19 protein-coding genes, 1 tRNA gene and 1 pseudogene are annotated in these 26,135 nt (G+C 72.8%); 11 read left to right on the top strand and 10 right to left on the bottom strand.

What is annotated here, in order from left to right; translation table 11 throughout:
* Window positions 1-621: 621 nt before the first annotated feature.
* Window positions 622-1,524, bottom strand: coding sequence for a sigma-70 family RNA polymerase sigma factor (locus EMA17_RS44405; protein ID WP_126642908.1), 903 nt, complete (start codon window positions 1,522-1,524; stop codon window positions 622-624).
* Window positions 1,525-1,777: 253 nt separating this feature from the next.
* Here EMA17_RS44405 and EMA17_RS44400 point away from each other — a divergent pair, with 253 nt between their 5' ends.
* Window positions 1,778-2,461 (top strand): FMN-dependent NADH-azoreductase, encoded by a 684-nt coding sequence (locus EMA17_RS44400; protein WP_126642907.1) that lies wholly within the window; start codon window positions 1,778-1,780, stop codon window positions 2,459-2,461.
* A gap of 541 nt (window positions 2,462-3,002) precedes the next feature.
* Complete coding sequence (locus tag EMA17_RS44395) at window positions 3,003-3,719, top strand: helix-turn-helix domain-containing protein (protein ID WP_126642906.1); 717 nt, start codon at window positions 3,003-3,005, stop codon at window positions 3,717-3,719.
* Window positions 3,720-3,947: 228 nt separating this feature from the next.
* Here EMA17_RS44395 and EMA17_RS44390 read toward each other — a convergent pair whose 3' ends face one another.
* The 4 genes from EMA17_RS44390 to EMA17_RS44375 are packed head-to-tail and all read right to left on the bottom strand — an operon-like array spanning window position 3,948 to window position 9,502.
* On the bottom strand, window positions 3,948-5,222 hold the full coding sequence (locus EMA17_RS44390) for a cation:proton antiporter (protein WP_126642905.1): 1,275 nt from the start codon (window positions 5,220-5,222) through the stop codon (window positions 3,948-3,950).
* A 13-nt stretch (window positions 5,223-5,235) separates the two neighbouring features.
* Entirely contained in the window at window positions 5,236-6,735 is a 1,500-nt protein-coding gene (locus tag EMA17_RS44385; protein ID WP_126642904.1) for a cytochrome P450, read from the bottom strand.
* Complete coding sequence (locus EMA17_RS44380; protein WP_126642903.1) at window positions 6,732-7,874, bottom strand: alpha-hydroxy acid oxidase; 1,143 nt, start codon at window positions 7,872-7,874, stop codon at window positions 6,732-6,734. Before EMA17_RS44380 ends, EMA17_RS44385 begins: the two co-directional genes overlap by 4 nt.
* 5 nt (window positions 7,875-7,879) lie before the next feature.
* Complete coding sequence (locus tag EMA17_RS44375) at window positions 7,880-9,502, bottom strand: NAD(P)-binding domain-containing protein (protein ID WP_126642902.1); 1,623 nt, start codon at window positions 9,500-9,502, stop codon at window positions 7,880-7,882.
* A 505-nt stretch (window positions 9,503-10,007) separates the two neighbouring features.
* Between EMA17_RS44375 and EMA17_RS44370 the strand changes: the two genes are divergently transcribed.
* Window positions 10,008-11,375, top strand: a complete 1,368-nt coding sequence (locus tag EMA17_RS44370) for a type III PLP-dependent enzyme domain-containing protein (RefSeq protein ID WP_126642901.1) — start codon at window positions 10,008-10,010, stop codon at window positions 11,373-11,375.
* Here the strand turns inward: EMA17_RS44370 and EMA17_RS44365 are convergent.
* Window positions 11,362-12,027, bottom strand: a complete 666-nt coding sequence (locus EMA17_RS44365; RefSeq protein WP_126642900.1) for a nitroreductase — start codon at window positions 12,025-12,027, stop codon at window positions 11,362-11,364. The two genes, EMA17_RS44370 and EMA17_RS44365, sit on opposite strands and share 14 nt — an antisense overlap.
* A gap of 318 nt (window positions 12,028-12,345) precedes the next feature.
* On the opposite strand from EMA17_RS44365, the gene EMA17_RS44360 reads away from it, so the two are divergent.
* Both EMA17_RS44360 and EMA17_RS44355 read left to right on the top strand, forming a co-directional pair.
* Entirely contained in the window at window positions 12,346-12,951 is a 606-nt protein-coding gene (locus EMA17_RS44360) for an ATP-binding protein (protein ID WP_126642899.1), read from the top strand.
* A 42-nt stretch (window positions 12,952-12,993) separates the two neighbouring features.
* Entirely contained in the window at window positions 12,994-13,782 is a 789-nt protein-coding gene (locus tag EMA17_RS44355) for a polyprenol monophosphomannose synthase (RefSeq protein ID WP_126642898.1), read from the top strand.
* A gap of 46 nt (window positions 13,783-13,828) precedes the next feature.
* On the opposite strand, the gene EMA17_RS44350 is transcribed toward EMA17_RS44355, so the two are convergent.
* Both EMA17_RS44350 and EMA17_RS44345 read right to left on the bottom strand, forming a co-directional pair.
* Complete coding sequence (locus EMA17_RS44350) at window positions 13,829-15,316, bottom strand: glycosyltransferase family 39 protein (protein WP_160161787.1); 1,488 nt, start codon at window positions 15,314-15,316, stop codon at window positions 13,829-13,831.
* A 477-nt stretch (window positions 15,317-15,793) separates the two neighbouring features.
* Window positions 15,794-15,867, bottom strand: a tRNA-Val gene (locus tag EMA17_RS44345).
* 375 nt (window positions 15,868-16,242) lie between these two features.
* On the opposite strand from EMA17_RS44345, the pseudogene EMA17_RS44340 reads away from it, so the two are divergent.
* Window positions 16,243-18,171, top strand: a pseudogene (locus EMA17_RS44340) (glycoside hydrolase family 5 protein).
* A gap of 35 nt (window positions 18,172-18,206) precedes the next feature.
* Here EMA17_RS44340 and EMA17_RS44335 read toward each other — a convergent pair.
* Window positions 18,207-19,217: a hypothetical protein gene (locus EMA17_RS44335; protein ID WP_126642896.1), complete on the bottom strand. Its 1,011-nt coding sequence runs from the start codon at window positions 19,215-19,217 to the stop codon at window positions 18,207-18,209.
* Window positions 19,218-19,725: 508 nt separating this feature from the next.
* On the opposite strand from EMA17_RS44335, the gene EMA17_RS44330 reads away from it, so the two are divergent.
* The 5 genes from EMA17_RS44330 (at window position 19,726) to EMA17_RS44310 (ending at window position 25,339) form a co-directional block, all read left to right on the top strand.
* Window positions 19,726-20,892: a serine hydrolase domain-containing protein gene (locus tag EMA17_RS44330; RefSeq protein ID WP_126642895.1), complete on the top strand. Its 1,167-nt coding sequence runs from the start codon at window positions 19,726-19,728 to the stop codon at window positions 20,890-20,892.
* A 91-nt stretch (window positions 20,893-20,983) separates the two neighbouring features.
* Window positions 20,984-21,943: a PhzF family phenazine biosynthesis protein gene (locus EMA17_RS44325; RefSeq protein WP_126642894.1), complete on the top strand. Its 960-nt coding sequence runs from the start codon at window positions 20,984-20,986 to the stop codon at window positions 21,941-21,943.
* Between the two features lie 368 nt (window positions 21,944-22,311).
* Window positions 22,312-22,905: a lytic polysaccharide monooxygenase auxiliary activity family 9 protein gene (locus EMA17_RS44320; RefSeq protein ID WP_126642893.1), complete on the top strand. Its 594-nt coding sequence runs from the start codon at window positions 22,312-22,314 to the stop codon at window positions 22,903-22,905.
* 262 nt (window positions 22,906-23,167) lie between these two features.
* Window positions 23,168-24,526, top strand: coding sequence for a hypothetical protein (locus tag EMA17_RS44315; RefSeq protein WP_126642892.1), 1,359 nt, complete (start codon window positions 23,168-23,170; stop codon window positions 24,524-24,526).
* 333 nt (window positions 24,527-24,859) lie between these two features.
* Window positions 24,860-25,339 (top strand): hypothetical protein, encoded by a 480-nt coding sequence (locus EMA17_RS44310; protein WP_126642891.1) that lies wholly within the window; start codon window positions 24,860-24,862, stop codon window positions 25,337-25,339.
* Here the strand turns inward: EMA17_RS44310 and EMA17_RS44305 are convergent.
* A complete protein-coding gene (locus EMA17_RS44305; RefSeq protein ID WP_160161786.1) occupies window positions 25,310-26,119 on the bottom strand; it encodes a 4'-phosphopantetheinyl transferase family protein in 810 nt (269 codons plus the stop codon). The genes EMA17_RS44310 and EMA17_RS44305 overlap by 30 nt on opposite strands.
* Between the last annotated feature and the right edge of the window lie 16 nt (window positions 26,120-26,135).

Genomic DNA, 26,135 nt, shown 5'->3' with positions numbered 1-26,135 from the left:
GCCAGGGCCGGTCCGGCGGACCTCGGCGGATCGGGTCGCACAGTCCGATGCCGTGCCACCCGGGCGCGGCGGCCAAGCTGTCCGGCCGACCTCGGCGAATCGAGTCGCCCCGTCCGATGCCGCGCCACCCGGACGCGGCGGCCAAGGCCTGCCCGGCCGACCTCCGTGAATCGAGTCGCCCCGTCCGATGCCGCGCCACCCGGACGCGACGGCCAAGGCCTGCCCGGCCGACCTCCGTGAATCGAGTCGCACCGTCCGATGCCGCGCCACCCGGACGCGACGGCCAAGGCCTGCCCGGCGAACCTCGGCGAATCGAGTCACGCCGTCCCATGCCATGCCACTCGGGTACGACGGCCAAGGCCTGCCCGGCAAACCTCGGCGAATCGAGTCACGCCGTCCCATGCCGTTCCTCGGCGTGCCGAAGAAGCAGCCGCATCGTGGTTCCCCGGTGCGGCGAGGCGCGGTGCCGGACGACGCGACCCCGCCGGGAGCCGCCGAACCCGCCTCAGCCGCCCAGCGGCCCACCGCCGTGCGCCCCCGCGCCCCCGCATCGTGGTTCCCCCGGTGCGGCGAGGCGCGGTGCCGGGCGGCGCGACCCCGGCGGGAGCCGCCGGGCCTGCCTCAGCCGCCCAGCGGCCTGCCGTCGTGTGCCCCCGCGCCCAGCGGCATCTCGGCCAGGCGCGTCGGGTCCGCGATCACCTCGATGTCGGTGATCCGCCCGTCCGCGAAGCTCAGCCGCAGTACCGCGAACAGTCGTCCACCCGGCGCGATCACGATGCCGGGCCGCCCGTCCACGAGGGCGACCGCGCCCAGCCGGGCCCGGTGGGCGAACATCCGGGTCTCCTCGGCCACCGACCGCGCGCCCCGGACCTCGCCGGCCACCCCGGTCGGTACCGCGAACCGGTCGACGCGGCGCACCACGTCCGGCGCCAGCAACTCGACCAGCGTGTCCAGATCGCCACCGCGCGAAGCGGCCAGGAACGCGTCCACCACGGTGTAGTGCCGGGCCAGGTCGACCTCGTCGAGCGCGGCCCGCCCGCGTACCCGCTCGCGGGCCCGGCTGGCCAGCTTCTTGCTCGCCACCGGCGTGCGTCCCACCACCGGCGCGATCTCGGCGAACGGCACGGCGAACATGTCGTGCAGGACGAAGGCGACCCGCTCGGCGGGGGTCAGCCTGCCGAGCACGACCAGCATGGCCAGACCCACGGACTCGGCCAGCACCGCCTCCTGCTCGGGTTCGGGGCCACCCGGCCGCTCCAGGACCGCCTCCGGCGCCGCCGCCAGCGGTTCCTCGCTCCGGGTCCGGCGGATCCGCAACATGTCGAGACACACCCGCGCGGTGACCGTGGTCAGCCACCCGCCCAGGTTCTCGACGCCGTCGATTCCCGCCCGGTCGACCCGCAACCAGGCCGCCTGCACGGCGTCGTCGGCGTCGTCCAGCGAGCCGAGCATGCGATAGGCGACCGTGCGCAGGTGCTCACGATGCGCCTCGAAGCGCTCGGCCAGGGCCTCGGTTCCGTTCATGGTCACCTTTCCGATCAGGCATCGGTCAGAGGGGAGAAGAGCCGCTTCCGCACGATGCCGATCGATGGAGGAGACAACAGCCGAGTTTACCGCCGACCCACCGACCCCTCGCGGCACCCGTGCCCCGCGTGGCACGGCGCGGCCCGAGCCCGAGAACCCGAGATCCCCGCCCCACGCCGGGCCGCCCCGGCGCGCTCCCGCACGCCCCGACCCGGCCCGACACCACCCCGACACCCCAGCCCAGGAGCCCCCCGTGAAGTTCTTCCGTCTCGACGCCGCCATCCGCGTCGAAGGCTCGATCAGCCGATCCCTCGCCGACCTCGCCGAGGCCGAGTGGACCCGGACGTTCCCGGACGCCGAGTTCGTCCGGCGCGATCTGGGTCGTCATCCCCTGCCCCCGGTCTGGCCGATCGCCGAGGCGAGCCGGACGACGCCGGAGGACGCCCGTACCCGGGAGCAGCGCGCGGCGACGGCGCTCGGCACGGAGCTGGCCGACGAGTTCCTGTCCGCCGACGCCTTCCTCCTCGCCGTACCGATGTACAACTTCGGCGTCCCCCAGCAGGTCAAGACCTGGATCGACCTGGTCATCACCGACCATCGCGCCGCCGACGTCTCCCGCCCGATCGTGCCCGGCCGCCCGGCCCTGCTCGTCCAGGCCCGGGGCGGCGGCTACGCTCCCGGCACCCCGCGCGCGGGCTGGGACCACGCCACGCCGTACCTGAATCGCATCCTCGGCGACGTCTGGGGGCTCGACGTCGTCGACGCCACGGCCGAACTCACCGCCGCCGACGTCAATCCCGCGCTGGCGGACCTGCGTCCGCTCGCCCACCGAGTCCTCGTCGAAGCCCGGGCCGACACGATCCGCCACGCCCGCGACATCGCCGACCGACTGCGCGCCGCTCCCGACTCCCGTACGCCCGCACCGATCACGGTCTGACCGACCCGTCGCCGAGGGGCGGGGCGGGCACCCGCCACCGCCTCCTCGGCGCACCCGACGGACCGTCATACGGCCGCTCCGGCCGGGATTTCCGCGTCCGCGAACATATTGGGTACAGATCGGGTACAGGCCCGAAACCCGCCCGCGTCGGCCATCCGGCCCGTCGGGCACCGGCGACGATCCGGCCGGCGCGCCCGGACTCGCCGTTATGTGCGAGCCGGAGTGCCCGCGATCGCCGCTGGATATGCTCTGTGGCGACCCGATCCCCCTCCCGGGCACCACGTTTTCCCACGTCGAGGTTCAGCACGTCGTGTGCGGTGATCCACCCCTCCGATCTCCGCGCGCCGCGCCACGGGAGGCAGGCGCGACGTACCCGGCCCGGTTCGGGCCGGGCCCGATTCGGCCCGAACCACTCGACGAGAACGGTTCGACGACCACCACGGCTCGACGGGACGGGTCGTCAAGCGCACCGGAGGCACCACCTTCCCTCAAGGAGGAACCACCAGATGTCGCACTTACCCCGTTGTGAAGGAACCGCGAGATGACCGCCGCGCCGCGACCCGAGGATTCGACGGGCGCCGAACTCCGGGCGCGCGCATCGGATTCCCCGGCCGGCGACGGCGGTCCCGACGTGGCGTCGGCGACTCCCGGCACCCCCGTGCCCCGGCCGGTCGGCTCGTGCCACCGGGAGTTGGGGCTGACCCTGTACCGTCTGCGTCTGGAGCGCGGCCTCTCCCTCCGGGTCCTCGCCCGACGTCTCGGATACAGCTCGCACAGTGCGTTCGCCGACTTCGAGAAGGCCCGGCGCATGCCCGGGGAACCGCTCCTGGTCGCCTACGAGCGCCTGTTCGAGCTTCCGCACGGACTCCTGCTGGAGCTGCGCGCACGGGCGTTGGCCGAACGCGCGGCCTGGTTGACCGCGATCCGGGAGAGCACCGTCCCGGGCGGCACGGAAACCCTCGGTACACCCACGCTCGACACCTCGGCCCGCTCGCCGGCGGCCCCCGCCGCACCGCCCCGACCGCCCGCCTCCCCGGGCGCCGATCCGACCGGCACGCCCGACCGGAGCGTTACGCGCGTCAACCGGAGCGAACGGGCCGAACCCCCGGCCCCGCCCGATCGCACCAGCCGCCTCGCCGGATTCGGCCGCAGACCGAAGGCCGCCGGCGGCCTCGCCGGACTTGGCGCGGCCGTCGTGCACTTCCTCGGCCGCCGCACCGGCGCTGCGCCCGGCACCCGAAGCATCGCAAAACGCTGATCCTTGCGATCACCGCTCGCGCGCGCACTCATCGCAAGGGTCACCGCCCTCCGCCCCGGCAAGGCCGTCCCCACGCGACGACACGGGCGCCGCCGACGCAACCGGCACCATCCGCACCACCCGCACCACCCGCACAGGGCACGGCCCGGCGCTCTCGCCGGGCCGCGCCCCGAACTCTCCCGCCCTCGCGCGAAGTCGCGCGTCACCGGAGCCGAGCACGCCGGCCGCTCAGCCCGACGTCACCGCCTCCTCCTCCCTGGTCGCCCGCGCGTGCGCCCGCGCGCCGGCCTCGCGACGATCGAGCACGCTCAGGAGCGGAACCGTCATGATCGTGGTGACCAGGGCGACCAGGACCAGCGCGGCGAACAGTTCGTCGCCGACGATGCCCGCCGCGAGGCCGATGTTCAGCGCGATCAGCTGCATCAGCCCCCGGGCGTTCATCAGTACGCCGACCCGGGCGGCCACCGGCCGGGGCTCCCCACGCAGCCGGGCGGCGGCCCAGCAACCACCGAACTTGCCGACCACCGCGACGATCACCGCCGTCGCCCCGAACACCATCACCGACGGGTCGGCGAACACGTCGAATCGGGTGTTCAGTCCGGAGTAGGTGAAGAACATCGGTACGAACACCACCTGGGTCACGGACTGGGTGGACCGCACCAGCCGCTCCGAGTTCTCTCCGCGCGGCATGGCCATCCCGACGCAGAACGCGCCGAACACCGCGAAGAGGTCGATCGTGTCGGTGAACCACGCGGCGCAGAACAGCACCACGAGGACGAGCATGAGCCGGGTGTCGTCGCCGAGACCCGGACGCTCCACGATCCACCGGAGCAGCAGGCGCCCCAGCAGGAACAGCACCACGACGAACAGCACGGAGCCGCCGACCGTCTTGACGACCGGTCGCACCTCGCCGGACGCCCCGCCCAGCACCCCCGCCAGCATGATCCAGGCGAGGGCGTCGTCGGTGGCCCCGGAGGCCAGCGCGAGGGAGCCGAACCGGGTTCCGGACAGGCCGCGTTCGGTGATGATCCGGGCGAGCATCGGAAACGCGGTGATCGCGAGGGCGACGCCGACGAACCCCGCGGTGACCCAGACCGACACCCCGTCGACGAAGATGCCCACGTGCCCGTACGCCGCCAGGGTCAGCCCCATGCCCAGGACCAGCGGGATCACCACCCCGGCGGCGGAGACCGCGACCGCGGTGCCGGCCAGTCCGCGCCCGGCGTGCGCCCGGAATTCGTACCCGGTGGCGAACATCAGCGCGACCAGGCCGATCTGCCCGGCCACGTACAACACCGGCTTCAGTTCCGGCGGGAATACCTCGGCGGACGCGCCCGGGGCGACCAGCCCGAACAGGGACGGGCCGAGCAGCACTCCGGCGATCATCTCGCCGACCACGGGAGGCTGCCCGAATCGGCCCACCACGAAAACGACCAGCCGACACGTCAGCAGGATCACCACGACGGCCAGGAAGAACACGGGCGCGAGTTCCGACGGAGTCATCGTCTCGCCCCTCTCATCGGCCGGCGGGAACGGAGGGTGCGGGACCGGCGGACGCGGGACCGGCGGACGAGGTGCCGAAGTAGGCGCGGCACAAACCCCGGCGGCGGGCGTCACGGACCATGTAGGCGCCGAACACGAGTTGGGTGAGGCTGCGCGGGACGGCGGCCCATCGGTCCGTGAGGCGCATCACCGCGAGCCGGACCCGGGGCCGGCGCGGCGGCGGGGCGTCCGGATCGGTGCGCGGGATGAGCAGGCAGGGGCCTCGGTTGGGCAGGGAACGGGTGTGTTGCGCCGAGGAGTCGAGCCGAAAGCGGCGCAGCGTCTCCTCGGCCGCGACCCGCAGGGTGAGCAGGGCGAAGCCGCGGGCCGGGCACGGACGGTTGGCGGTGACACCGAACGGGATGTATCCGGCGGGCCGGGTGTCCGGGTCCAACCACCGGTCGGGGTCGAAGGCGAGGCCCCGGGAGCCCTGATACTCGGGGTAGTTGAACAGCAGCACCGAGCCGGTCGGGATCGGCTCGCGGCCCTCCCGGGGGATCTCTCCCGAGGTGATCCGGTGCGCCACGCCGAAGAGCGGGAAGTGCAGCAGCGTCTCGTCGACGATCCGGTCCAGGTGGTCCGGATCCGCGCCGGGCGCCTGGAGGCGGGTCTGCGTGTCGCGGTGAGTGGCCAGGGCCAGAAGGAGGTGGGCCGACGCCTCCGACATCTGCACCACGGCGGTGTTGAAGAAGGTGCCCTGGAGGTAGTACGCCTGCTCCCGCCGGTCCAACGAGTCCGGCAGCGGCCCGGGCGGCGGGTCGTCGGCGAGCCGGGCCCGCAGGTGTTCGGTGAGCCGGGCCCGCCGGTCCATGTGCCGAAGGCCCAGGCACTTGATCGAGTCGACCACGTCGTTCGCGTGGTCGGTGATCAGGTTTCGGACGTGGCGGGGGCAGGGCTCGCGGAAGACCACCTCGTAGTAGACCTCGGCCCAGACGGGCATCATCAGGTCGCGTAGGCGTACGTGCAAGGTCCGTGCGGTGCGCGGGTGTTCGCGCGGTCCGCCGGGCGTCGCCTCGCCTGCGGTCGGCTCGGGGCGGTCGTGCGTCGCCTGGCCCGCGGTCGGCTCGCCGTCGGTCAGTTCGTCGAGGACGTTGCGCGTGCAGCGGCCGACCAGTTCGATCCACTGCTCCCGGGAGAAACCCGCCAGGATCCGTCGGGTGGTCCTGGCCACGTCGTCGTAGCGAGGCCCGGGTTCCAGGTGTTCCTGGTGCACCTCCGGGCCGGGGGCCAGCCAGTACCAGAACAGGTCGGACAGGGCGGCCCCGCGACTGCGGCCGTCGGCCGCCGGATGCCCGTACACCCGTTTGAACTCCTCGGCGGGCACCTCGGGTCCGGGTGCCCGCACACCGTCCACACCGCCCACCCGGGCGAAGATGCGCACGCGCAGCGCGACCACGATCCCGGGCAGCCAGTAGGGCAGCACCGCCATCGGGAGCACGGCCGCGCCGACGATCGACCAGCCGACGGCGCTCACGCGACCACCCCGCCGAATCGGGTGTCCGCCCCCGGCGTCACGGTGGGACCGGGTGCGGACGCCCACCCCGGCACCCGGACCAGGTCGGGCGTCAGATCCGCGAGTCGGGAGGCGCCGCACAGGGCCAGCGCGTCGTCGAGTTCGTCCCGCAGCAGGTGCAGCAGCCGTCGTACGCCCTTCTCGCCGCCCTCGGCCAGCGCCCACATCACCGGTCGGCCGATGCCCACGGCGACCGCGCCGAGGGCCAGCGCCTTGACCACGTCGGTACCCCGCCGGATCCCGCCGTCCAGCACGATCGGGATGCGCCCCGCCACCGCGGCCACCAACTCGGGCAACAGCTCCAACGTCGCCGGCACGGTGTCGAGTTGCCGACCGCCGTGGTTGGACAGCAGCAGTCCGTCGACGCCGTGCCGCACCGCGAGGCGCGCGTCCTCGGGATGCAGCACACCCTTGAGCAGGACCGGCAGATCGGTGAACCGCCGTAATCGATCCACGTGTTCCCAGGTGAACTCCGGGGACATGGCGATCTGCCGGACGTGCCCGCGCTCGCCGTCCCGCAGATCCACCAGGTTCTCGCAGCGCATCCCCGGCGGCAGGTCGTGGAAGCCGTTGCGCCGATTGCGCTCGCCCGCGCCGAGCACCGGGGAGTCGACGGTGACCACCAGGGCGGTACAGCCGGCCTCCTCGGCCCGGCCCACCAGCGCCTCGGTGATGCCCGGGTCGGGTTGCAGGTAGAGCTGGAACCACAGCGGCGGCGCCTGGCCGGGCTCGGCGGCGGCGCGGGCCGCGTCGGCGACCTCGCCCACCGCCACCGTGGACGCCATGGAGACGATCATGATCGCCCCGGCGGCGGCCGCGGCCCGCGCGGTGGCCGCCTCTCCCTCCGGATCGACCAGCTTGTGGAAGGCGGTCGGCGAGAGCAGGATCGGCAGGCTCGCCCGTTCGCCGAACAGGGTGACGCACACGTCCCGTTCGGCACCGCCGCGCAGCACCCGGGGCAGCAGTCGCAGCCGGGCGAACGCCGCCTCGTTGGCCCATACGGTGATCTCGTCGCGTGCTCCACCCGCGATGAAGTCGGCGTATACGGGGTCCAGTCGGGCGCGCGCGGCCTCCTCGAAGTCGTGCACGGTGAACCGCACCCCGCTCACCGCCCGGCCGGGCTCGGCCGCCGGTCCAGTTCCCGGGCGAGGAAGGCCACGAGTGGGGCGTGGTGGACCCGCGGGTGGTCCCACTCGTTCTCCAGGTTCTCCGTCATGTTGTGCGTGGCCGACAACTCGCCGTCCCGGAAGTGCCGGATCACCGGGTGCAGGTAGGCGGCGTCGACGGAACCGTCCACCGAGTTCTGCGCGGTGCGCCGCACGGTGATGTCGAACGGGTCGACCTTGTCGTGGTCGGGCCCGTACTCGAGGGTGATGGTGAAGTAGTCGCCGCCGTCGCGCGATCGGCTCTCGTGCGCGTAGGCGACCGGCACCTCCTCGCGGTAGTGCGCCCGCCCGTCGTGGTCGACCACGATCAGGTCCCCGATCACGCCGAACTGCTGCCACAGCGCCGAGCTGCGATTGACCCGGGCCACCACGGCATCCGCGAGCGCCACCGGCGTACCCGGCAACGACCGTCGCGGCCAGGGCCGTTGGTGGTGGCGCTCGTCGAGGATGTGACTCAGGGCGCGGACGGCGTAGCGGAATCCGTGGATGAAGCCTCCGGTGGACTTCTTGAAATCGCGCTGCTGCATCAGGGTGCCGGCGAAGTACAGGCCGGGCACGTTCACCGACTCGTATGCCGGGGACAGGGCGGCGAATCGGTCGTCGATGACCAGTTCCGGGCGGCAGTCCGGGTCGAAGATCGAGGCGTCGAAGCGAAAGCCCGTGCAGACGACGACGCGGTCGTAGTGGAGTTCCTTCACCACCTCGTCGGCGCGCGAGAACGCGAACCGCACCCGGTAGCGCCCCGCGTCGCCGCCCTTGTCCACGGACAACACGCGGCCGTCCAACACGGCGTTTCGCAGCTTGAGTTGGTAGGTGTCGAGGAAGTTGACGTTGATCGCGCGCAGGTGTCCGACGAAATGGGTGTTCCAGGCGAGCCGGATGGAGTGCGGTCCGGCCACGTGGATCACCGCCGCGGTCTCCAGGAGGTTGTCCGCGGTCTCCAGCGCGGAGTTGCCCTTGCCGAGAATCAGGACCCGCTGGTCGATGAAGTCCTCCGGGTCCACGGACACCACCGAGTAGTCGTCGGCGGTCTCGATGCCCGGAATATCGGGGGTGTTGGGCCGGGTCAGTCCGGTGGCCACGATCAGTCGCCGGGCGTGGTGTCGCACCCCCCGCTGGTCGGTCACGGTGAAGCCGCCGTCGGCGCGGCGCCCGATCCGCTCGACTCGGGTGTCGTAGACGACGTCCAGTTCGAACGCGGCGGCGAAGTCGGCCAGATAGCGCACGAGATCGTCGGCGTCCGGGAAGTAGCGCTTGCTGTAGCGGGTGAACAACAGCTCGGGATCCGGGGACAGGAGCGAGTTCCAGTCCATCCGCATGTTCAACTCGGGATCGTCGGTGCCGTTGTACACCTTGTTGACGGAGATCAGTTTGCGGTGCCGCGGGAAGGTCCGGAAGAAGGTGCCCGGGGTGCGGCCACTCTCCAGGACCCGGTAGCCGTGCCCGGCGGCCTGGAGTAACTGCGCGATCTGAAGCCCGGCGGGCCCGGCGCCGATCACCAGGTAGTCGAGGAGGTCGGGGGGCGTGGCGGGGACGGTGGGCGTGCCGGATACGGAGGTCATCGAACTCTCCTAGCGCTCCGGGCGAGGACGGGCCCGGAGACCGGTGGGGACGGATGAGACGGAGGTGCGGAGGTGCGGGGGATGCGCGCGTGCGGGCGCGGCGAGGTACCGGGCTGCGCGGGCGCGGGCGCGGGTGCCGACCGGGCGGGCGGGGTCGGGGCCGACGGGGCGGGGCGGCGCTGAACGGTCCGGCCGCGGCCGAGGATCGCGGCGTGACGTCGTAGTCCCTTGAAGACTCAACAACCACGGTAGTAACGAGCGATACGCCGGGCAACAACACGGCGCGGGCGAATGATGACGCAAGCCGCGCTCGTCGCCCGCCACAACGTCGAGCCGACGGTTCGTCGCGTTCGACGATGTTCGGCGCGGCCGGGGTGGCGATGCTGGGCGTGCGTCCGGACGGGGCGGCGGCGTACGGCGATGCCCTCCCGCGCGCCGGAGGTGTCCCCGCGAGGTGGGCGTGGGCGCGCGGTGAGTGACTCGCGGCGAATGACGAGGAGATCCGGTGGAGACGACTTCCGATGCGGCTCGACGGCGGCGCACGGCCCGGGACGCGGCGGTGGCCGAGGCCGTGCGGCAGGGGCTGCTGGGCGCGACCGAACCACTGGTCGGGCTGCTGGACGTGGACGGGCTGCTCGGCACGGTCGCCGAACTGCACGCGGCGTTCGCCCCGGCCCCGGTCCGGCACGCCTTCGCGGCCAAGGCGTGCGCCCTCGCCCCGGTGATGCGGCTGATGGCGGAGGCGGGGATGGACTGCGAGGTCGCCTCACCCGGCGAGCTGCGGCTGGCCCTGGCGGCCGGCTTCGCGCCCGGGCGCATCGTGTACGACAGCCCGATCAAGACCGTCGCGGAGTTGGAGTTCGCCCTGGCCCACGGCATCGCGCTCAACGTGGACAACTTCCAGGAACTGGCCCGCGTCGACGCCCTGCTCGCGGGTCGGCCCGCGCCGGCGCCGCTCGGGATCCGGGTCAATCCCCAGGTGGGGCGCGGTTCGGTGGATTCCACGAGTACGGCCACCTCGACGTCGAAGTTCGGCGTGGCGCTGCGCGACGAGGGCGCGACCGAGGCGGTCGTACAGGCGTTCGCCAGGCACCCTTGGCTGACCCGGATCCACACCCATGTCGGCTCGCTGGGCTGCCCGTTGCCGCTGATGGCCGAGGGCGTGGCGGCGGCCCACGCGCTGGCCGAGCGGGTGAACGCCGAGGTGGGGCCGCGCCGGGTCACCGGTCTGGACATCGGCGGCGGCCTGCCGGTGAACTTCGCCGACGACACCGACACGCCGACCTTCGCCGAGTACGTCGCCGAGTTGCGCCGGGCCGTACCGACCCTGTTCGACGGCCGCTACGACCTGATCACCGAGTTCGGCCGCGCGATCTTCGCCAAGAACGGCACCGTCGCCTCGATCGTCGAATACACCAAGACCACCGGCGGGCGCCGCATCGCCGTCACCCACGCGGGCGGCCAGATCCTCACCCGCGCCATGTCGATGCCCGAGGCCTGGCCGATCCGCATCGACGCGTTCGACGCGAAGGGCCGGCCGAAGTCCGGCCCGACCGAACCCCACGACATCGCGGGCCCACTGTGCTTCGCGGGCGATCTCTCGGCGGTCGCCCGCGACCTGCCGGTGCTCGAACCGGGCGACGTCCTCGCCCTCCACGACACGGGCGCCTACTCCCTGTCCACCCACTTCTCCTACAACTCGCTCCCCCGCCCGGCCATCCACGGCTACCGCACCACCCCGGCCGGCGAGACCACCTTCACCCCGATCCGCCCGGCCCAGACCATCACCGAGGTGCTCACCGACAGCGGCACGACCCACACCGACTCCCTGGTTCCACGCCCGCCCGCGGTCGAGGGGATCAGTCCGTCATGAAGGTCGTCGTCTCGGTGATCGGGGCCCGGTCCGTGCGGAAGGCACCCGTGGTGGGATCCGCGAAGCCGATCGACAGGCCGCAGTACAGAATCAGCCCCTCCGGGGGTGAGACGACCTCCGCGACGGTCGCCCGATACACCGACCACGCCATCTGCGGACAACTGTGCAGACCCTCCGCGCGAAGCAGCAGCATGACCGTCTGGAGGTACATGCCGAGATCGGCCCACTGGGCGGATCCCATCCCGCGGTCGATGAAGCACAAGAGCGCGGCGGGCGCCCCGAAGCAGTCCCAGTTCGCGGCCACGACCCGCGCGCGTGCCCGCGGGTCGTGGCGCGAAACGCCGAGCGCCCCATAGCGCTGCTCGGCGGCCGCGGACCGCCGCTCGCGGTAGGGCGCGCCCAGTTCGGGCGGGTACATCTCGTACTCCCGCGCGTCTCCGGGATCACCGGCGGCCACCCGCTCGGCGGTGCGCTTCTTGAGCCGATCCAATGCGGAACCGGTCAGCACGTAGGTGTGCCAGGGCTGAAGATTGGCTCCGGAAGGCGCCCGGGACGCGGCGGACAGCACCCGTTCCAGCACCTCCCGCGAAACCGGATCGCCCGTGAATGCGCGCACCGCGCGTCGAGTCGCCACGGCCTCGTACACGTCCAAGCCCAACCACCTCTCACGCCCCCTCACCACACCCACCTACACCTCTGACGACTCGGGAAACACAGAGGTGACCGGCAGCCCCGGTGGTGGGAGAGGTCGTCCACACCTTGGGGAGCCGTCCATCCCCGCCCCCGATCCGCCGGGCCGAACTCGCGCCGGTCCTCGCGGCCGGCCGAGGCTTGAGTCGCCGATCAGGGGGCAGGTGTGCGGCTCGTACGAGTGGTCGGCGAGCCGGCGCCGAGCCGGAGTCCCGTCCCGTGTCCACCGTCCGCCGTCCGCCGTCCGCCCGTGTCCCTGGTCTTCGAGGAAGGTCCGGTCATGACTCGACTTCGCCGTTCCCTCTTCCGGTGGCGGTTGCCACGACAGACCGGTGCGGCCGGGCGGGCCCGGGACGAGGTGCGCGCCGCTCTCGCCGGCTGGGGCTGGGACGAGGACCGCGTCGCGACGGCCGTCCTGGTCGTATCGGAGCTGTCGACCAACGCGCGGTTGCACACCGACGGGCCCATCGGCCTGGCCGTACGCCGCACCCGGCACGGGGCGCGGCTGTCGGTCACCGACACCGACCCCCGACCGCCGACCCGGCGCGACACCGGCCCCCGGCAGGAAGGCGGCTTCGGCCTGCACATCCTCGACACGATCGCCTCGCGCTGGGGCGTGCGTACCCACCGGGCCGGCAAGACCGTCTGGGCCGACGTCGACGCCCGCGACCCCGCGCCCCGTTCACGGCCGGCGCACGCCCCCACAACCGGGCCGGCCGCCGCCGGACAACGCCCGGCCGGACCGCCGCGCAGGCCCCGAGACCATGGCGCCGCCGCTCCACGGGACCCGGGTATCCTGCAGGGCGGTTCCGACCGGGGCCGGACGTGTGATCCGGTTTCGAGGTGGCGTACGACAGCTCTGTCGGCGACACGGTCGGACCGGTAAGGGGGCCGAGGGTCGCCGAGATGTCGAAGAAGGGGCCGGTCCGTGACGGACAGCACCGCCGGGGGCGCCGACGCCTTCGGTGACCTGGGCAAGATCCTCGTGATCATCCCGACGTACAACGAGATCCTGAACGTCGGGAGGATCATCGCCCGGGTCCGGACCGCCGTACCCGAGGCCCACATCCTGGTGGCCGACGACAACAGTCCGGACGGGACCGGCGCGGAGGTCGACCGGCTGGCCGCCCAGGACCCCAACCTCCAGGTGCTGCACCGACGCGGCAAGGAGGGGCTGGGCGCGGCCTACCTCGCGGGCTTCCGCTGGGGCATCGACCGGGGCTACGACATCCTGGTGGAGATGGACGCGGACGGCTCGCACCAGCCCGAACAGCTGCCCCGGTTGTTGACCGCGCTGCGCGGCGGCGCCGACCTCGCGCTGGGTTCGCGCTGGGTGGCCGGCGGCGAGGTGGTGAACTGGCCGAAGAGCCGCGAGTTCATCTCACGCGGCGGCAGCATGTACTCGCGGCTGATGCTGGGGGTGCCGATCCGCGATGTCACCGGCGGCTACCGGGCCTTCCGCAAGCAGACCCTGCTGGGTCTGGGCATGAGCCAGGTCGCCTCGCAGGGCTACTGTTTCCAGGTCGACCTGGCCTGGCGCGCGGTCCGGGCCGGCTTCTCCGTGGTCGAGGTCCCGATCACCTTCGTCGAGCGCGAGTTGGGCGCCAGCAAGATGAGCCGCGACATCCTCGCCGAGGCGCTGTTCCGGGTCACCGGCTGGGGCATCGACAACCGGCTCGGCCGGATCGGTCCCCCGGTCGCGGACCGCGAGACCTGAGCGGCACGGGGCCGAACCCGCCTACCGGCCAGGCCCGCGACCCCGGCTACTTGGGCGGTGAGGGGATCCGTACGAGGAGCGCGACCTCCGCGCCCGAGGAGACCCGCCACTGCTTCTCGATGCGGTAGTGGGCCTGGAGGGCCGCCCCTATGTCCCCCGCGATGAAGCGGTACGGCTCCAGTTCCTCACCCACGACGAGGGTGACGAGCCACAGGCGGGGCTCGCTGCCGATCGGCCGGCGTGGCTGGGCGGTGTCCACCTGGCCGAGCAGCCCCGCCTTGTTGGCGGTCTGGGCCAGTACCGGCTTCCGCAGTCCGAGTTCCCCCTCGGGCAGGTAGTAGCGCAGGCCGACGTCGAAGAGGAACGGCGCCCAGAGCCACTGCGCGGTCACCAGCCCGTCGCCGGGCTGGTGATTCGCCTGGATGACTTTCGCCGCGGCCTCGTAGTCGACCGAGGCGGCCTTCACGCTGTGGGGGTAGTCCCAGACGTCGTGCGAGCCGCGGGCGCGGAGTTGCACCTGATTCGTCCCGCCGAGGGCGGTGACGACGACCAACCCCGACACGGCCGCGACACGACCGAGGCAGGACAGCACGGCGCCGGCGACAAGTGCCCAGGCCGGCACGATGAACAGCAGGTAACGCGCCAGCCAGTAGGACTGACCACCCTGCGAGACCAGCCAGACCACCACGACGGGCAGCACCGCGAGGGTCAGCGCGGTGAGGGCCTGGGTGCGGTCGATCCGGCGGAACGCGGCGAGCAGCAACAGCAGGACCAGGCAGGCCGCCATGCCGTAGGAGACGGCGTAGGAGCAGCCGATCTGCGGCCAGAGGTGTCCGACGTCCGTCAGGCTCGGTTCGGGGATCCACGAGATCTGGGCACTGGCCTGGCCGGCCGCCTTCACGGCCACCGGGATCAGGACCGACACCCCGCCGACGCAGGCCGATACGAAGCCCCACAACACCCGGCGGTCACGCTGCCGTCGCCATTCCAACAGCGTCAGCACCCCGAAGGCGGGCAGGACCGCCAGCGAGACCAGGCTCAGCAGTCCCGCGACCGCGACGCTCCCCCCGAAGAGCAACCACCGCAACATCCGCTGCCTCTTCGCCCGTCGCGCACGCGGCTGTTCCAACGCGCGCAGCAACATGAGCGTCGCGAGGGTGACCATGAACATGGTCAGGGCATAGGAGCGGACCTCCTGCGCGTAGCGGGAGACCGACGGAATCACCGCGAACACCAGCGCCGCCAGGACACCGGCCCGCGCCGAGAGCATCCGGCGCCCGATCGCGGCCAGGCAGCCGGCGGTGGCCGCCATGGCCAGGACGGAGGGCAGCCGGAGCACCAGGACCGAGTCTCCGAAGACCTTCATCCAGCAGTGCATGAAGAAGTAGTACGCGCCGCTGGAGGTATCCACGTGCTCCAGCAGTCGCAACAACTGCGGAACACTACGATCGGCCGCGCTCAGGGACGCGAGTTCATCGCGCCAGAGCTCCGGGGTGTCGACCTTGTAGAGCCCCACACCGAAGGTGAGCAACATCGGCCACAACCACACCGAACGCAGAATCCGACCGGCACGGGACGGCGCCCCGGCATCGGCCGTGAAAGGCGTCACCGAGGACGGACCGGCTGGTCCGCCCATGGCGGCGCGAGGTGTCGGTGTAGACATGGGTCGGACATTAACGCACCGGATTTGGCCCGCCGGACAGGGATGAGAAGGGCACGACCCACCCCGTCGCCACCCCTCATCGAGCCATCCTCGACCTCGACGACACCAACCCGTCACACCGACGCCCCCTACGGGCGCGAGCACACCCGACGGGAAGCACAGGATGCCGAGCAGATGCTACCAAGCCCGCCCGATGACCGGCCCCCTGATGTCGAACGCACGGCGACCGCGCCAAGTCCGCGGTCCACCTTGGGACATCGCACCCCGGGCGCCCCTCCAACGGACGGACTCACCGTCACGCACAGCGATAAGCCCAGGTCAGCAAACCGACCTGGGCTTCATATCGGGTGGGCACAGACAGACTCGAACTGTCGACCCCTGCTTTGTAAGAGCAGTGCTCTAACCAACTGAGCTATGCGCCCGGATGTGAGAGGACAGCCTACCGAATCTGTGGGGGTGCGTCGTGCCGGGTTGGGGTGGGAGTGGTCACTTCGTGGGGCGGGGGGCGGTAGGCGCCGGGGAGGCGGGGCGGGGGCTGGGGGGTCGGCGTGGCCGGGGTCGGCGGGGCTGGGGGGCTCGGAGGGGGCTGTGTTGGGCTGGAGTTCGTTGGTTGGGGGTGGGAGGGTCGGGTGGCCGTGGCCGTGCGCGGCCATGGACGCGGCTCGTTCGCCGCCTTGTGGGCCGGTTCGATCGGCCGGGTCCGCGGGGACGTGCGTGTCGAGGCGAGGTCGCCGGTGTTTCCGCCGGCGGCCGGTCGAACGGCCTGACCCCGAAACCCCTCACCGAGGCAGGTACCCATGCATCGCAACCGGCACCGATCGCTCGCCCTCGCCGCCTGCGCCGCCGTCGCCGCGCTCACCGGCAGCCTCCTGAGCACCACCCGAGCCGACGCCGCCGCCACCCCCGCCACCCCCGCCGCCCCGAGCGCCGTGTCCTGGGCCGCCCCCCTCTCCACCAGCGGCCGCTGGATCATCGACGCCGACGGCCGACGATTCAAGCTGCGTTCCGCCAACTGGGCGGGCGCCCAGGGCACCTGGAACGGCTCCGGCGACATCGCCGACCCCGCCAACCACCACAGCGGCGAGAACGCGAACGGCATGCCGCTCGGGCTCGACCGGGCGAGCCTGCCGTCGATCCTGGCCGGCTTCCACGCGGTCGGCGTCAACAGCATCCGCCTGCCGTTCTCCAACGAAATGGTGCACGCGAGCGCCCCCGTACCCGACACCGCGGTCGCCGCCAACCCGGAACTGCGCGGCAAGACCCCGCTCCAGGTCTTCGACGCGGTGGTCGCCGCGCTGACCGCCGACGGCTTCGCGGTCGTGCTGAACAACCACACCGGCACCACCCGTTGGTGCTGCGGCCTGGACGGCAACGAACGCTGGAACACCTCGCGCGGCACCACCGACTGAGCGAACGACTGGGTCACCATGGCAAGCCGCTACCGCACCAACAAGCGGGTCGTCGGCGCCGATCTGTACAACGAGGTCCGCCGCAACATCACCGACGACCCGAACTGGGGCTGGGGCAACGACAAGGACTGGCAGGCCGCCTCCCTCCTGGCGGGCAACCGCATCCTCACCGAGGCCAACCCGGATCTGCTGATCATCGTCGAGGGCATCAACTGGACCGGCATCCCGCTCGACGGCCTGCCGCACGGCCGCCCGACCCTGACCCCGGTCCGTACCCTGTCGCACACCCTCGTCGACCCGAACAAGCTGGTCTACTCGGCGCACTTCTACGGGTACACCGGCCCCAACCACAGCGGCGCGTACGGCACCGGCGAGACCCACGACGCCCGCTACCAGGACCTGACGCGTGATCAACTGTTCGCCGAGATCGACCGATCGGCGCAATACGTGACCACCGACGGGCAACACCACACCGCCCCCGTGTGGATCAGCGAGTTCGGCACCGGCGCGGAGGAGACCGACCCGGCCGCCCGGGCCTGGTTCACCAACTTCACCGACTACCTCGTCGCACGCGATCTCGACTTCGCCTACTGGCCGTTGCTCGGCTGGAAGGGCAACGGCCGGGGAGACTCCTGGGCCCTCCTGCGCTACGACCCCGACGGCGTGCGCGGCGGCATCCTCGACGACCCGAACGACTGGCGCGCCGCCGCCTGGACCAGGCTGATCGGCGCCGCCGGCCGCACCGGTCCGATCGCCCCGTCAGCCCGATGGAACATGCTCGACCTGGGCAGCACCGACGCCCAACCGTCCCTGCGCATGCGCGCCCGACCGGACTGGGACTCCGGTGCCCGCAAGGGCGTATGCCCCGACGGCGAGCGGATCATCGGCCTGGCCCACACCGGCAACCGGGGCCTGTGCACCACGATCGGCGGCCCCGACCTCGGCGCGCCGGGTGCCGACATCACGGTGGTGCGCGACGAATCGTACGTGCGCGACGACTGGGCGACGGGCTACACCAAGCTCCAGTGCCCCACCGGCATGGCGATCACCGGGTACAGCGTGCGCGGCGCGACCGTCTCCGCGATCCTGTGCACCCGACCCGCCGGCGCCGCGCTCGGCACCCGGGCCCGCACCCTGTGGTTCGATCGAGGCGACAACCGCCCCGCGAACAGCACCGACGGCACGGGCGGCGAGTTCGCGTCCGGCGCGTACAAGGGCCAGTGCAACGCCGACGAATACGCGGCCGGCGTCGCCTTCACCCGCCGAGTCGGCTCGTCCGGCACCCCCGACGCCCTCCTCTGCACCCGCCTGGCCTGAACGGCACCAGGTACCAGGCACCAGGCACCAGGCACCTACCGCCCCGCGCCCCCGCCCCCGCTCCCCCAGCCCGCGCCCGGCAACTGCGAGGGCGTGCCCGTCGGCGCGGGCGGGAGCGCGGTGCTGCTCGGCCGGTCCCGGTTCGGCGGCGTCCGGGGAAGGCTGGTCGGGATCTGTTCCCGGAAATCGAGCATCTTCGCCCGCGCGGCCCGATTGACCTCCGGCTCGACCCAGAGCGACCAACTCGGCGACATCACGATGTCCCGGAGCTGCTTGATCGACACGATCGCATAGCCCGGAATCCCCAGGGTCCCGGCGTCGACCCTCGACGTCGACGTCGCCGAAACCCGCACGCCGTCGCGTCGGATCACCTGCGCGGCCCATGCGGAGGGTTCCTTGCCCCCGGGGTCCACGGTCTGCCCCTCGGGCCGAGTCTGCGCGAGATAGCCGTGGGTGCCGTCGGATTCCACGAAGACGTCGCAGAGGCGGTACATCTTCCGTACCGCCGCGCAATCGTCACCCGCGGCATCCCGACCGCTCGCCTGCACCGTCACCGTCAGCGTCGCCGCTCCCTTGTTGCTCACCACCAACACCATGGCGAACGCACCCACCGACGTCGGTTCCCCCGCCGTCGGCACGATCCCGGCCCCGGTGGCGTCCCGCATGTTGTCGCCCATCGGCATCTGCCGCAGGATCCGCGCGATCTCCTGCGGGGAGACGGCCTCCCGGCCCGCCGGCGGCACGGCCGCCGGGTCGGAAGGAGGGCTCGTACTCGGCCCGGGCGCACCGCTCTGCCCGCCCGCCGGGCCCGACGTCGCCCGTATCGCCGACCGGCCGTCGTCCATCCCCGGGAGCACCACCGCGGCGGCTCCGCCCAGCGCCACCACCGCCACCGCCGACGCGCCGATCCGCATCCGACGCGCCCGGCGCATCCGTCGCCCCCGGGTGATCCCGCCCGCGACCAACCCCGCGGGCGGGATCAATTCGGTCGCCGCCCCGCGCATCGCGGCGGCCAACTGCTGTTCCTCAGAACCCGGGGATCCCATCGGCCTGCTGTCTCCTAGACATCCGTTCCACCACGTGTCGTGCCCCGCCCCGAAGCGGTGTCGGCGGGCAACCCGCTCTCCTCTCGGATCGGGCGGCCGTTCCGTTCCGCACCCTTCCGTACCGGAAACGGGCGCGGCCACGGAGCGCGACCGGCAACCCGCCGGACCCGCGCCGCATGCCGCCCGCTCACCCACTAGGTAGAACGCGGTGGACCCCCCGGCGCGTCACGGAAATTCGCCCGGAACATGAAGTACGTTCCACGCCAAGGCAGTTGAATTCCGAGGCCACGGTATTGAACCGCACCCCACGTCGTCCGCGGCACACGGTCCGTACCGATCCGCCCACCGTGTCCCACGACCCGACCGCCGTTCGCCCGCGATGTCGCCCGTGTCGGAGCGATGATTCCGCGCCTCCCCGGGGAGTCTCCCTTTCGGCGGTACTCGACGGTACGGAGGCCGCCGCGCACACGGAGCCGACCCGCACGTCGCCCCCCGAGGAGCCGACCCGATGAACCCGAACACCCCCGACGACCTGCGAACGCTGCTCGAAACCCACATCGCCGAGGGAACACTCCCGGGCGCCGTCGCCCTGATCGCCCGCGGCGACCGCGTCGAGGTACGGGCCGCCGGCTCCCTCGACACCGCCGGCACCGCCCCGATGGCCCGGGACTCGATCTTCCGCATCGCGTCGCTCACCAAGCCCGTCGTCGCCGCCGCGGCGATGATGCTGATCGACGACGGCCGGATCACCTTCGACGACCCGGTCGACGACCTCCTCCCGGAACTGGCCGACCGCAGCGTGGTCCGCACCCCCACCGCCGAGATCGACGACGTGGTCCCCGCCGATCGCCCGATCACCGTGCTCGACCTGCTCACCTCCCGGGCCGGCTACGGCTTTCCGAGCGACTTCTCGCTGCCCGCGCTCGTCCCGCTGATGGAACGGCTGGGCCAGGGTCCCCCGCAGCCGCAACAGGTGCCCGCGCCCGACGAGTGGATGGCGCGGCTGTCCGACATCCCGCTGCTCCACCAGCCGGGCGAGGCCTGGCTCTACAACACCTGTTCGGACATCCTCGGCGTACTGATCGCCCGGGCGACCGGTCGTGCGCTGCCCGAATTCCTCGCGGAACGACTGTTCGAACCGCTCGGCATGGTCGACACCGGCTTCGCGGTACCGCCCGCCGACCTGGGGCGGTTCACCACCTGCCACCTCCCCGACCCGGACGGCGGCGCCCTCCTCACCGTCGACGCCCCGACCGGCCAGTGGAGCACCCCGCCCGCCTTCCCGTCCGGTGGCGGCGGCCTGGTCTCCACCGTGGACGACTACCACGCCTTCGCCCGCCTGCTCCTCGCCGAGGGCACCGTCGCCGGGCGGCGTCTGCTCTCCCCCGAGTCGATCCGCCGGATGACCACCAACCACCTGCCCGAGGCGCAGCGCAAGGCCACCGACCTGTTCCTGGAGGGCCAGGGGTGGGGCTTCGGCGGCTCCGTCGACATCGAGGCCGTCAACCCGTGGAACGTCCCCGGCCGCTACGGATGGATCGGCGGCACCGGCACCACGGCCCACATCGTCCCGGCGACCGGCACCACCGCCATCCTGTTCACCCAGGTACAACTCGCGGGCCCCACCCCGCCCGCCCCGATGCGCGCGTTCTGGCGACTCGCCGCCCACGCCTGACCCCACGGCCCGCCGCCGGGCGGCCGATTGCCGCCCGGACGGCCACCGGCTCCGGGAATCGTCCCGCCACCCGGCGGCGTTGCCCTGCGACATGACGACACCGGACCCGGCACCCACCGACGCCCCGCTTCGCTACACCGCCTTCTCCACCGACCCGAACGGCGGCAACCCCGCCGGCGTGGTCCTGGACGCCGGCGCACTGACCGACCGGGACATGCTCACGATCGCCGCCGAACTCGGCTACTCCGAAACAGCGTTCCTCACCCGAACCGAACCCGAAGCCGAACCCGAAGCCGAACCCGAACCCGAAGCCGAAGCCGAAGCCGAACCCGCAACAACCGAAGCCGCACCCACCACCCCCCGCGCCTACACCGTCCGCTACTTCAGCCCCCTCGCCGAGGTCTCCTTCTGCGGCCACGCCACCATCGCCGCCGCGATCGCCCTCGCCGAACGCATCGGCCCCGGCCCGCTCGCCTTCACCACCCGGGCCGGCCTCGTCCCGGTCGACGTCACCCCCGGCCCCGACGGCCGCCTCCGCGCCACGCTGACCAGCGTCGAGCCGCACCACACCCCCGCCCCGGCCGCCGACGTCGCCGAGGCGCTGGCCCTGCTCGGCTGGAGCGCCGACGACCTCGACCCCGAACTGCCGCCCGGCTACGCCTACGCCGGTGCCCACCACCTGATCCTGGCCGCCGCGACCCGGTCCCGCCTGGCCGACCTGGACTACGACTTCGACGGCCTCGCCGCCTTCATGCGGGCCCGCGACCTGACCACACTGCAACTGGTCCGACGCACCTCGGCGGACACCTTCCACGTCCGCGACCCGTTCCCGGTCGGCGGCGTGATCGAGGACCCGGCCACCGGCGCCGCCGCGGCGGCCCTCGGCCACTACCTGCGCGCCCTGGCCCTGGTCCCCGCGCGGGCCACGCTCACCCTGCACCAGGGCGACGACCTCGGCCGCCCCGGCGTACTCACCGTCGACCTCGACGAGCACGACCCCCGCGTCCGCGTCTCCGGCCCGGCCGTCCCGATCCCCGACCCGGCCGGCTGAGCCCGTGCGTCCGGCGCCGCCGCCCGACCGCGCCGCCGGGCCCTCGCGCCGCCGGGCCGCCGTCGAACGCGCCGATCCGGGTTCGCCAATTTGTGCCGCACGTGGTCCAGACCATTGACCGACCGGAATCTCCGCTTCTAGCGTGAAAGAGCGCCCCCGGTAACGAAGGCACGCGACTCGCGCAGGTCGCACCCGACACGATCCGCACCCGGACCGTGTGGTTCCACGTTCGGATGCGGATGTCGACGTCCCATCGACTCGCGACATCCGCGCTCCGGCGCACGTGCGCACGCGCGCGGACCGTTTCGAGGCCGCGTCCGAACGAGTCTGCCCGTCCCGGCACGACTTCGTTCACGAGGAGAAGTTCGATGCGCAAGAGCACCATCCTGGCCACGCTGAGCGCTTCGGTGCTCGCCCTGCCGTTCCTGCTGCCGGCGTCCTCCGCCTCCGCCCACGGGTACATCTCCAGCCCGGCCAGCCGCTCCGCGCTGTGCGGCGAGGGCAAGGTCAAGCGCTGCGGCGACATCCAGTGGGAGCCGCAGAGCGTCGAGGGTCCCAAGGGTTACCCCGCGGGCGGACCGCCCGACGGGCAGCTGTGCGCAGGCGCGGACGGCCGCTGGGCCCCGCTCGACAACCCGCGCAACGGCGCCTGGCCGACCACCCCGCTCACCTCCGGCGCCTCGTTCAGCTTCACCTGGGAGATCGAGGCCCGGCACTCGACCACCTCGTTCCGCTACTACATCACCAAGCCGACCTGGAACCCCGCGACCCCGATCAGTCGCGCCCAGATCGAGAGCACCCCGTTCCTGACCGTCCCGTATCACGGTGCCCTGCCCGCCGCGCACCAGGTGCACACCGGCACCCTCCCGGCCGGCCGCACCGGCCGCGCGCTGATCTTCGCCGTCTGGGACGTCGACGACACCGACAACGCGTTCTACTCCTGCTCCGACGTGACCTTCTGACCGAAACACCCACCGGAACCACCCCGTCACACCCTGCTCCATCCCCGCCCCCACCACGCCCGGCGGTCACCCACAACGGCCGCCGGGCCCGGCACCGCCCCCACCCCGCCGCACCCGCCCGCCCACCAGGCCCGACGGCCCGTCCCACACCGCCCCCAGGCGCCCGGTCCACCCCCGGACACGCGCCGAAGCGACGGTTGGTGGACCTCCATCGGACAGCACCTGGAAGGATGGGCAGGATGGAGTGCGCACAGTTCACACGGTGACGGGAGCAGGCGTGGTGGTCGGATCCGCACGACGGTCCCTCGGGGGCGGCCTTCCCCTGTGGGTCACGCTCGCGCCGCTGCTCCCGGCTCTGCTCCCGGGCGCGTTCGCCGGCGGCGAGACCCGCCCGTGGCGCCGGCGCAAGGACGCCGCCCGCTCGGCCGCGCTGGCCGCGCGCGAGGCGGCGGGCGAGGCGTTCCTCCAGTTGGACACCGCACAGCGGGACATGATGCTCTCGCTGGAGACGGTCCGAGCCGTACGCGGCGCGCGCGGCACCGAGGACGCGCTGCGCGGCTTCGCCGCGGTGAGCCTGCGGATCGACGAGGCGAGCGCGGCCTACATCGCGCTGATGGACCGGCATCCGCTCGACGTGGAGCTGGAGACCGACGAATACGACTCCGCCCGGCGGGAGTTGGCCGAGGTGGCGAGTCGGCTCGACGCCGTGCGCCAGGAACTGGACCGATTCGGCACCTCGCTCGGCCCGCTGCTCGCCGACGCCGAACAGGCGCTCGGCCAACTGCCCCCCGCCGTGGACCGCGCCCGCCGGGCCGCCGCCGAGGCCGAACAAGCGGTCGCCGAGACCGAGCGGGCGGGCCTCGGCTCGACCACGCTCGCCGCCCGACTGGCCGCCGTGCGCGCCGACCTGACCGAGCTGGACCGGGGCCCGGCCGCGCTCGGCATCCCGGGCACGCTGGATGTGGCCCGGCGGATCGAGATCGCGGCCGGCGAGCTGCGCGCGGAGGCCGAGCGGCTGCCCAGGCAGCGCGAGGAGGTCACCAACCGGCTGTCCTCGCTGCGCACCCGCGCCCAGGCGCTGGAATCCCGCCTGGCCACGATCGAGCCGGCCCTGCACCGACTGCGCCGCGACTACGTACAGTCCTGCTGGGTCGACCTGGAGCAGGTCCCGGCGCGCACCCGACAGTCCCTGGGCGTGGCCCGCAGCCGCCTGGAGGAGGCCGGCGCCGCGGCCGGGCGCGGCGAGTACGCCGACGCGGTCAGCCGGCTGGCCACCGCCCGGGCCACCCTCAAGGACGCCGACGAGGCGATGGCCTCGGTCAGCGATCGGCTGCACGCGCTGGAGGAGGTGGCCCGCGACCCGGAGGCCGAGCTGGAGCGCACCCGATTCGCGCTGCGCGACGCCCAGCGGCTCGCCCTCGGCGGCCGGGCCAACGCCGAGGAGCGCTACGCCCGCCGGCTGGACGCGCTGGTGTACCGCCTGGAGGCGATCGCCGCGGAGCCCGAGCAGCCCCGCCCGGACTGGTGGCGCTTCCTCAGCGAGACCCGGGACATCCGCGCCGAGGTCGCGGCCACCGTGCAGGTGATCCGCGAGGACCGGGCCGGCCCCGGCCCGCACTGACGCCAAACCCTGACACTACGCACAGCAATCATCCGCCGCCCGAAAGTCGGGATTTTCGGTAATCGACGCCCGATTCGCAACTCCGTGTAGCGATTTCGTCGCCGCGTTCGAGCGGTCGGGTAAAGAATCGGCACCGGTGGCCACTTTCCCGAAATTCAAGGTTTAAAGTCGACGGACCGGCCGACTTCGAGACCTTGGTCCCGATTCACGGGGGCGAAACCCCGTGGCGCTCGGGTGCGAGACCCCGGGCGCTCGGGGCGGAGAGCCGAGGCGCCGGGGACGGATCCCGCGCGCCGCGCCGGCGACCACGATGCTGACACCGGGAAGTCGCACATGCCCGTGCTCTTGATGCTCCTGTTCGTGTTTCTCCTCGTCCTGGTACCGCCCTGCCTGCGTGCGCTGCGCCGGGCCCCGCGGACGGCCCCGGTGTTGCCCCTGCACAACGACGACATAACCGACATGCACCGCATGATGGCCGTCGCCTACGAGGAGGAGCGCGCGGTGCTGCATCGCCTGGCGGTCAGCTGGCTGCACTCGCTCGGGCGCGGCCCGCTGCGGGTGACCGACGCCCAGGCGGCGACCGGCAACCGCGGCTGCGACGTGGTCACCCTCGGCGACGGCACGGTGCTCGGCCTGTCCTCGACCGGGGTGGTCATGCACGAGTTGTGCGGCGCGCTCGACCGGTTCACCGAGGTCGCGCTGACCCGGGTGCGCGCCGCGCGCGACGGCTTCGAGCTGACCTTCGACATGGAGTGCGGCCGACAGCTGCACGCCCGCGCCGAACTACTGACCGTCCGCGGCGCCTGCGTCTGACCGGTCCGGCGCCGCCCCGCCCGGCACCGACACCGCGTCCACCCAGCGCTCGCGCACCGTGTCCGGCCCGGGTCCGCGCAGCGCCACCGTCGCCGCGTAGCCGACGCCCGGCGCCAGGTCGTACATCCGCACCGCATCCTGCCCGTGGTGCGGATGTCCGCCGTCCGGGTCGATCGCCGCGAGGTCGCCCGGCACTCCCGCCGCCCGTGCCGCCTCCGGCGGGTCCGGCCAGTCCAGCAATCGCGGCGGCTCGCCCGCGCCGGACACCGTCAACCGGCGCGGATCGACGGTCAGGCCGAGCCCGTACACCTTGAGCAGCGCCTCCTTGCGGGTCCACCGGGTGATCGCGTCGGCCGCCCGCAGACGCGCCGGAAGCCGATCCCGCGCGGCCAGTTCGGCGCTCGACAGGGTGCCCTCGACGGTGGCGATCCGCTCCACGTCCACGCCCACCTCGGCGCCCTCGACCACCGCGAGCACGACCCGCTCCCCGGCGTGCGAGATGGAGAAGTCGAGCCCGGCCGGGCCGTGCGCCACCCTCGGCTTGCCCCGGTCGCACCCGCAGAGCCGGCAGGTCGTGTCGAAGCGCACCTCGCCCGGGGCCACGTCGAGCCGAGCCGCCAGCACCCGCCGGGCCAGCGCCCGCGCGGTGGCGAACCTGGCCCGGTCGGCCGGACGGCGATACCGCTCGTATCTGGCCCGCTCCGCCGCGTCGAACCAGGCCCGCGCGACCGCGTCCGGATCCGGCTCGGCCCACCACACGACACACTCGGCAGGTCCCACGACGACCCCTCCTCCT

The sequence above is a fragment of the Embleya hyalina genome (assembly GCF_003967355.1).
GTDB lineage: Bacteria > Actinomycetota > Actinomycetes > Streptomycetales > Streptomycetaceae > Embleya > Embleya hyalina.
The sequence above is the reverse complement of the archived record's forward strand: the minus strand, read 5'-3'. Positions and strand labels throughout refer to the sequence as shown.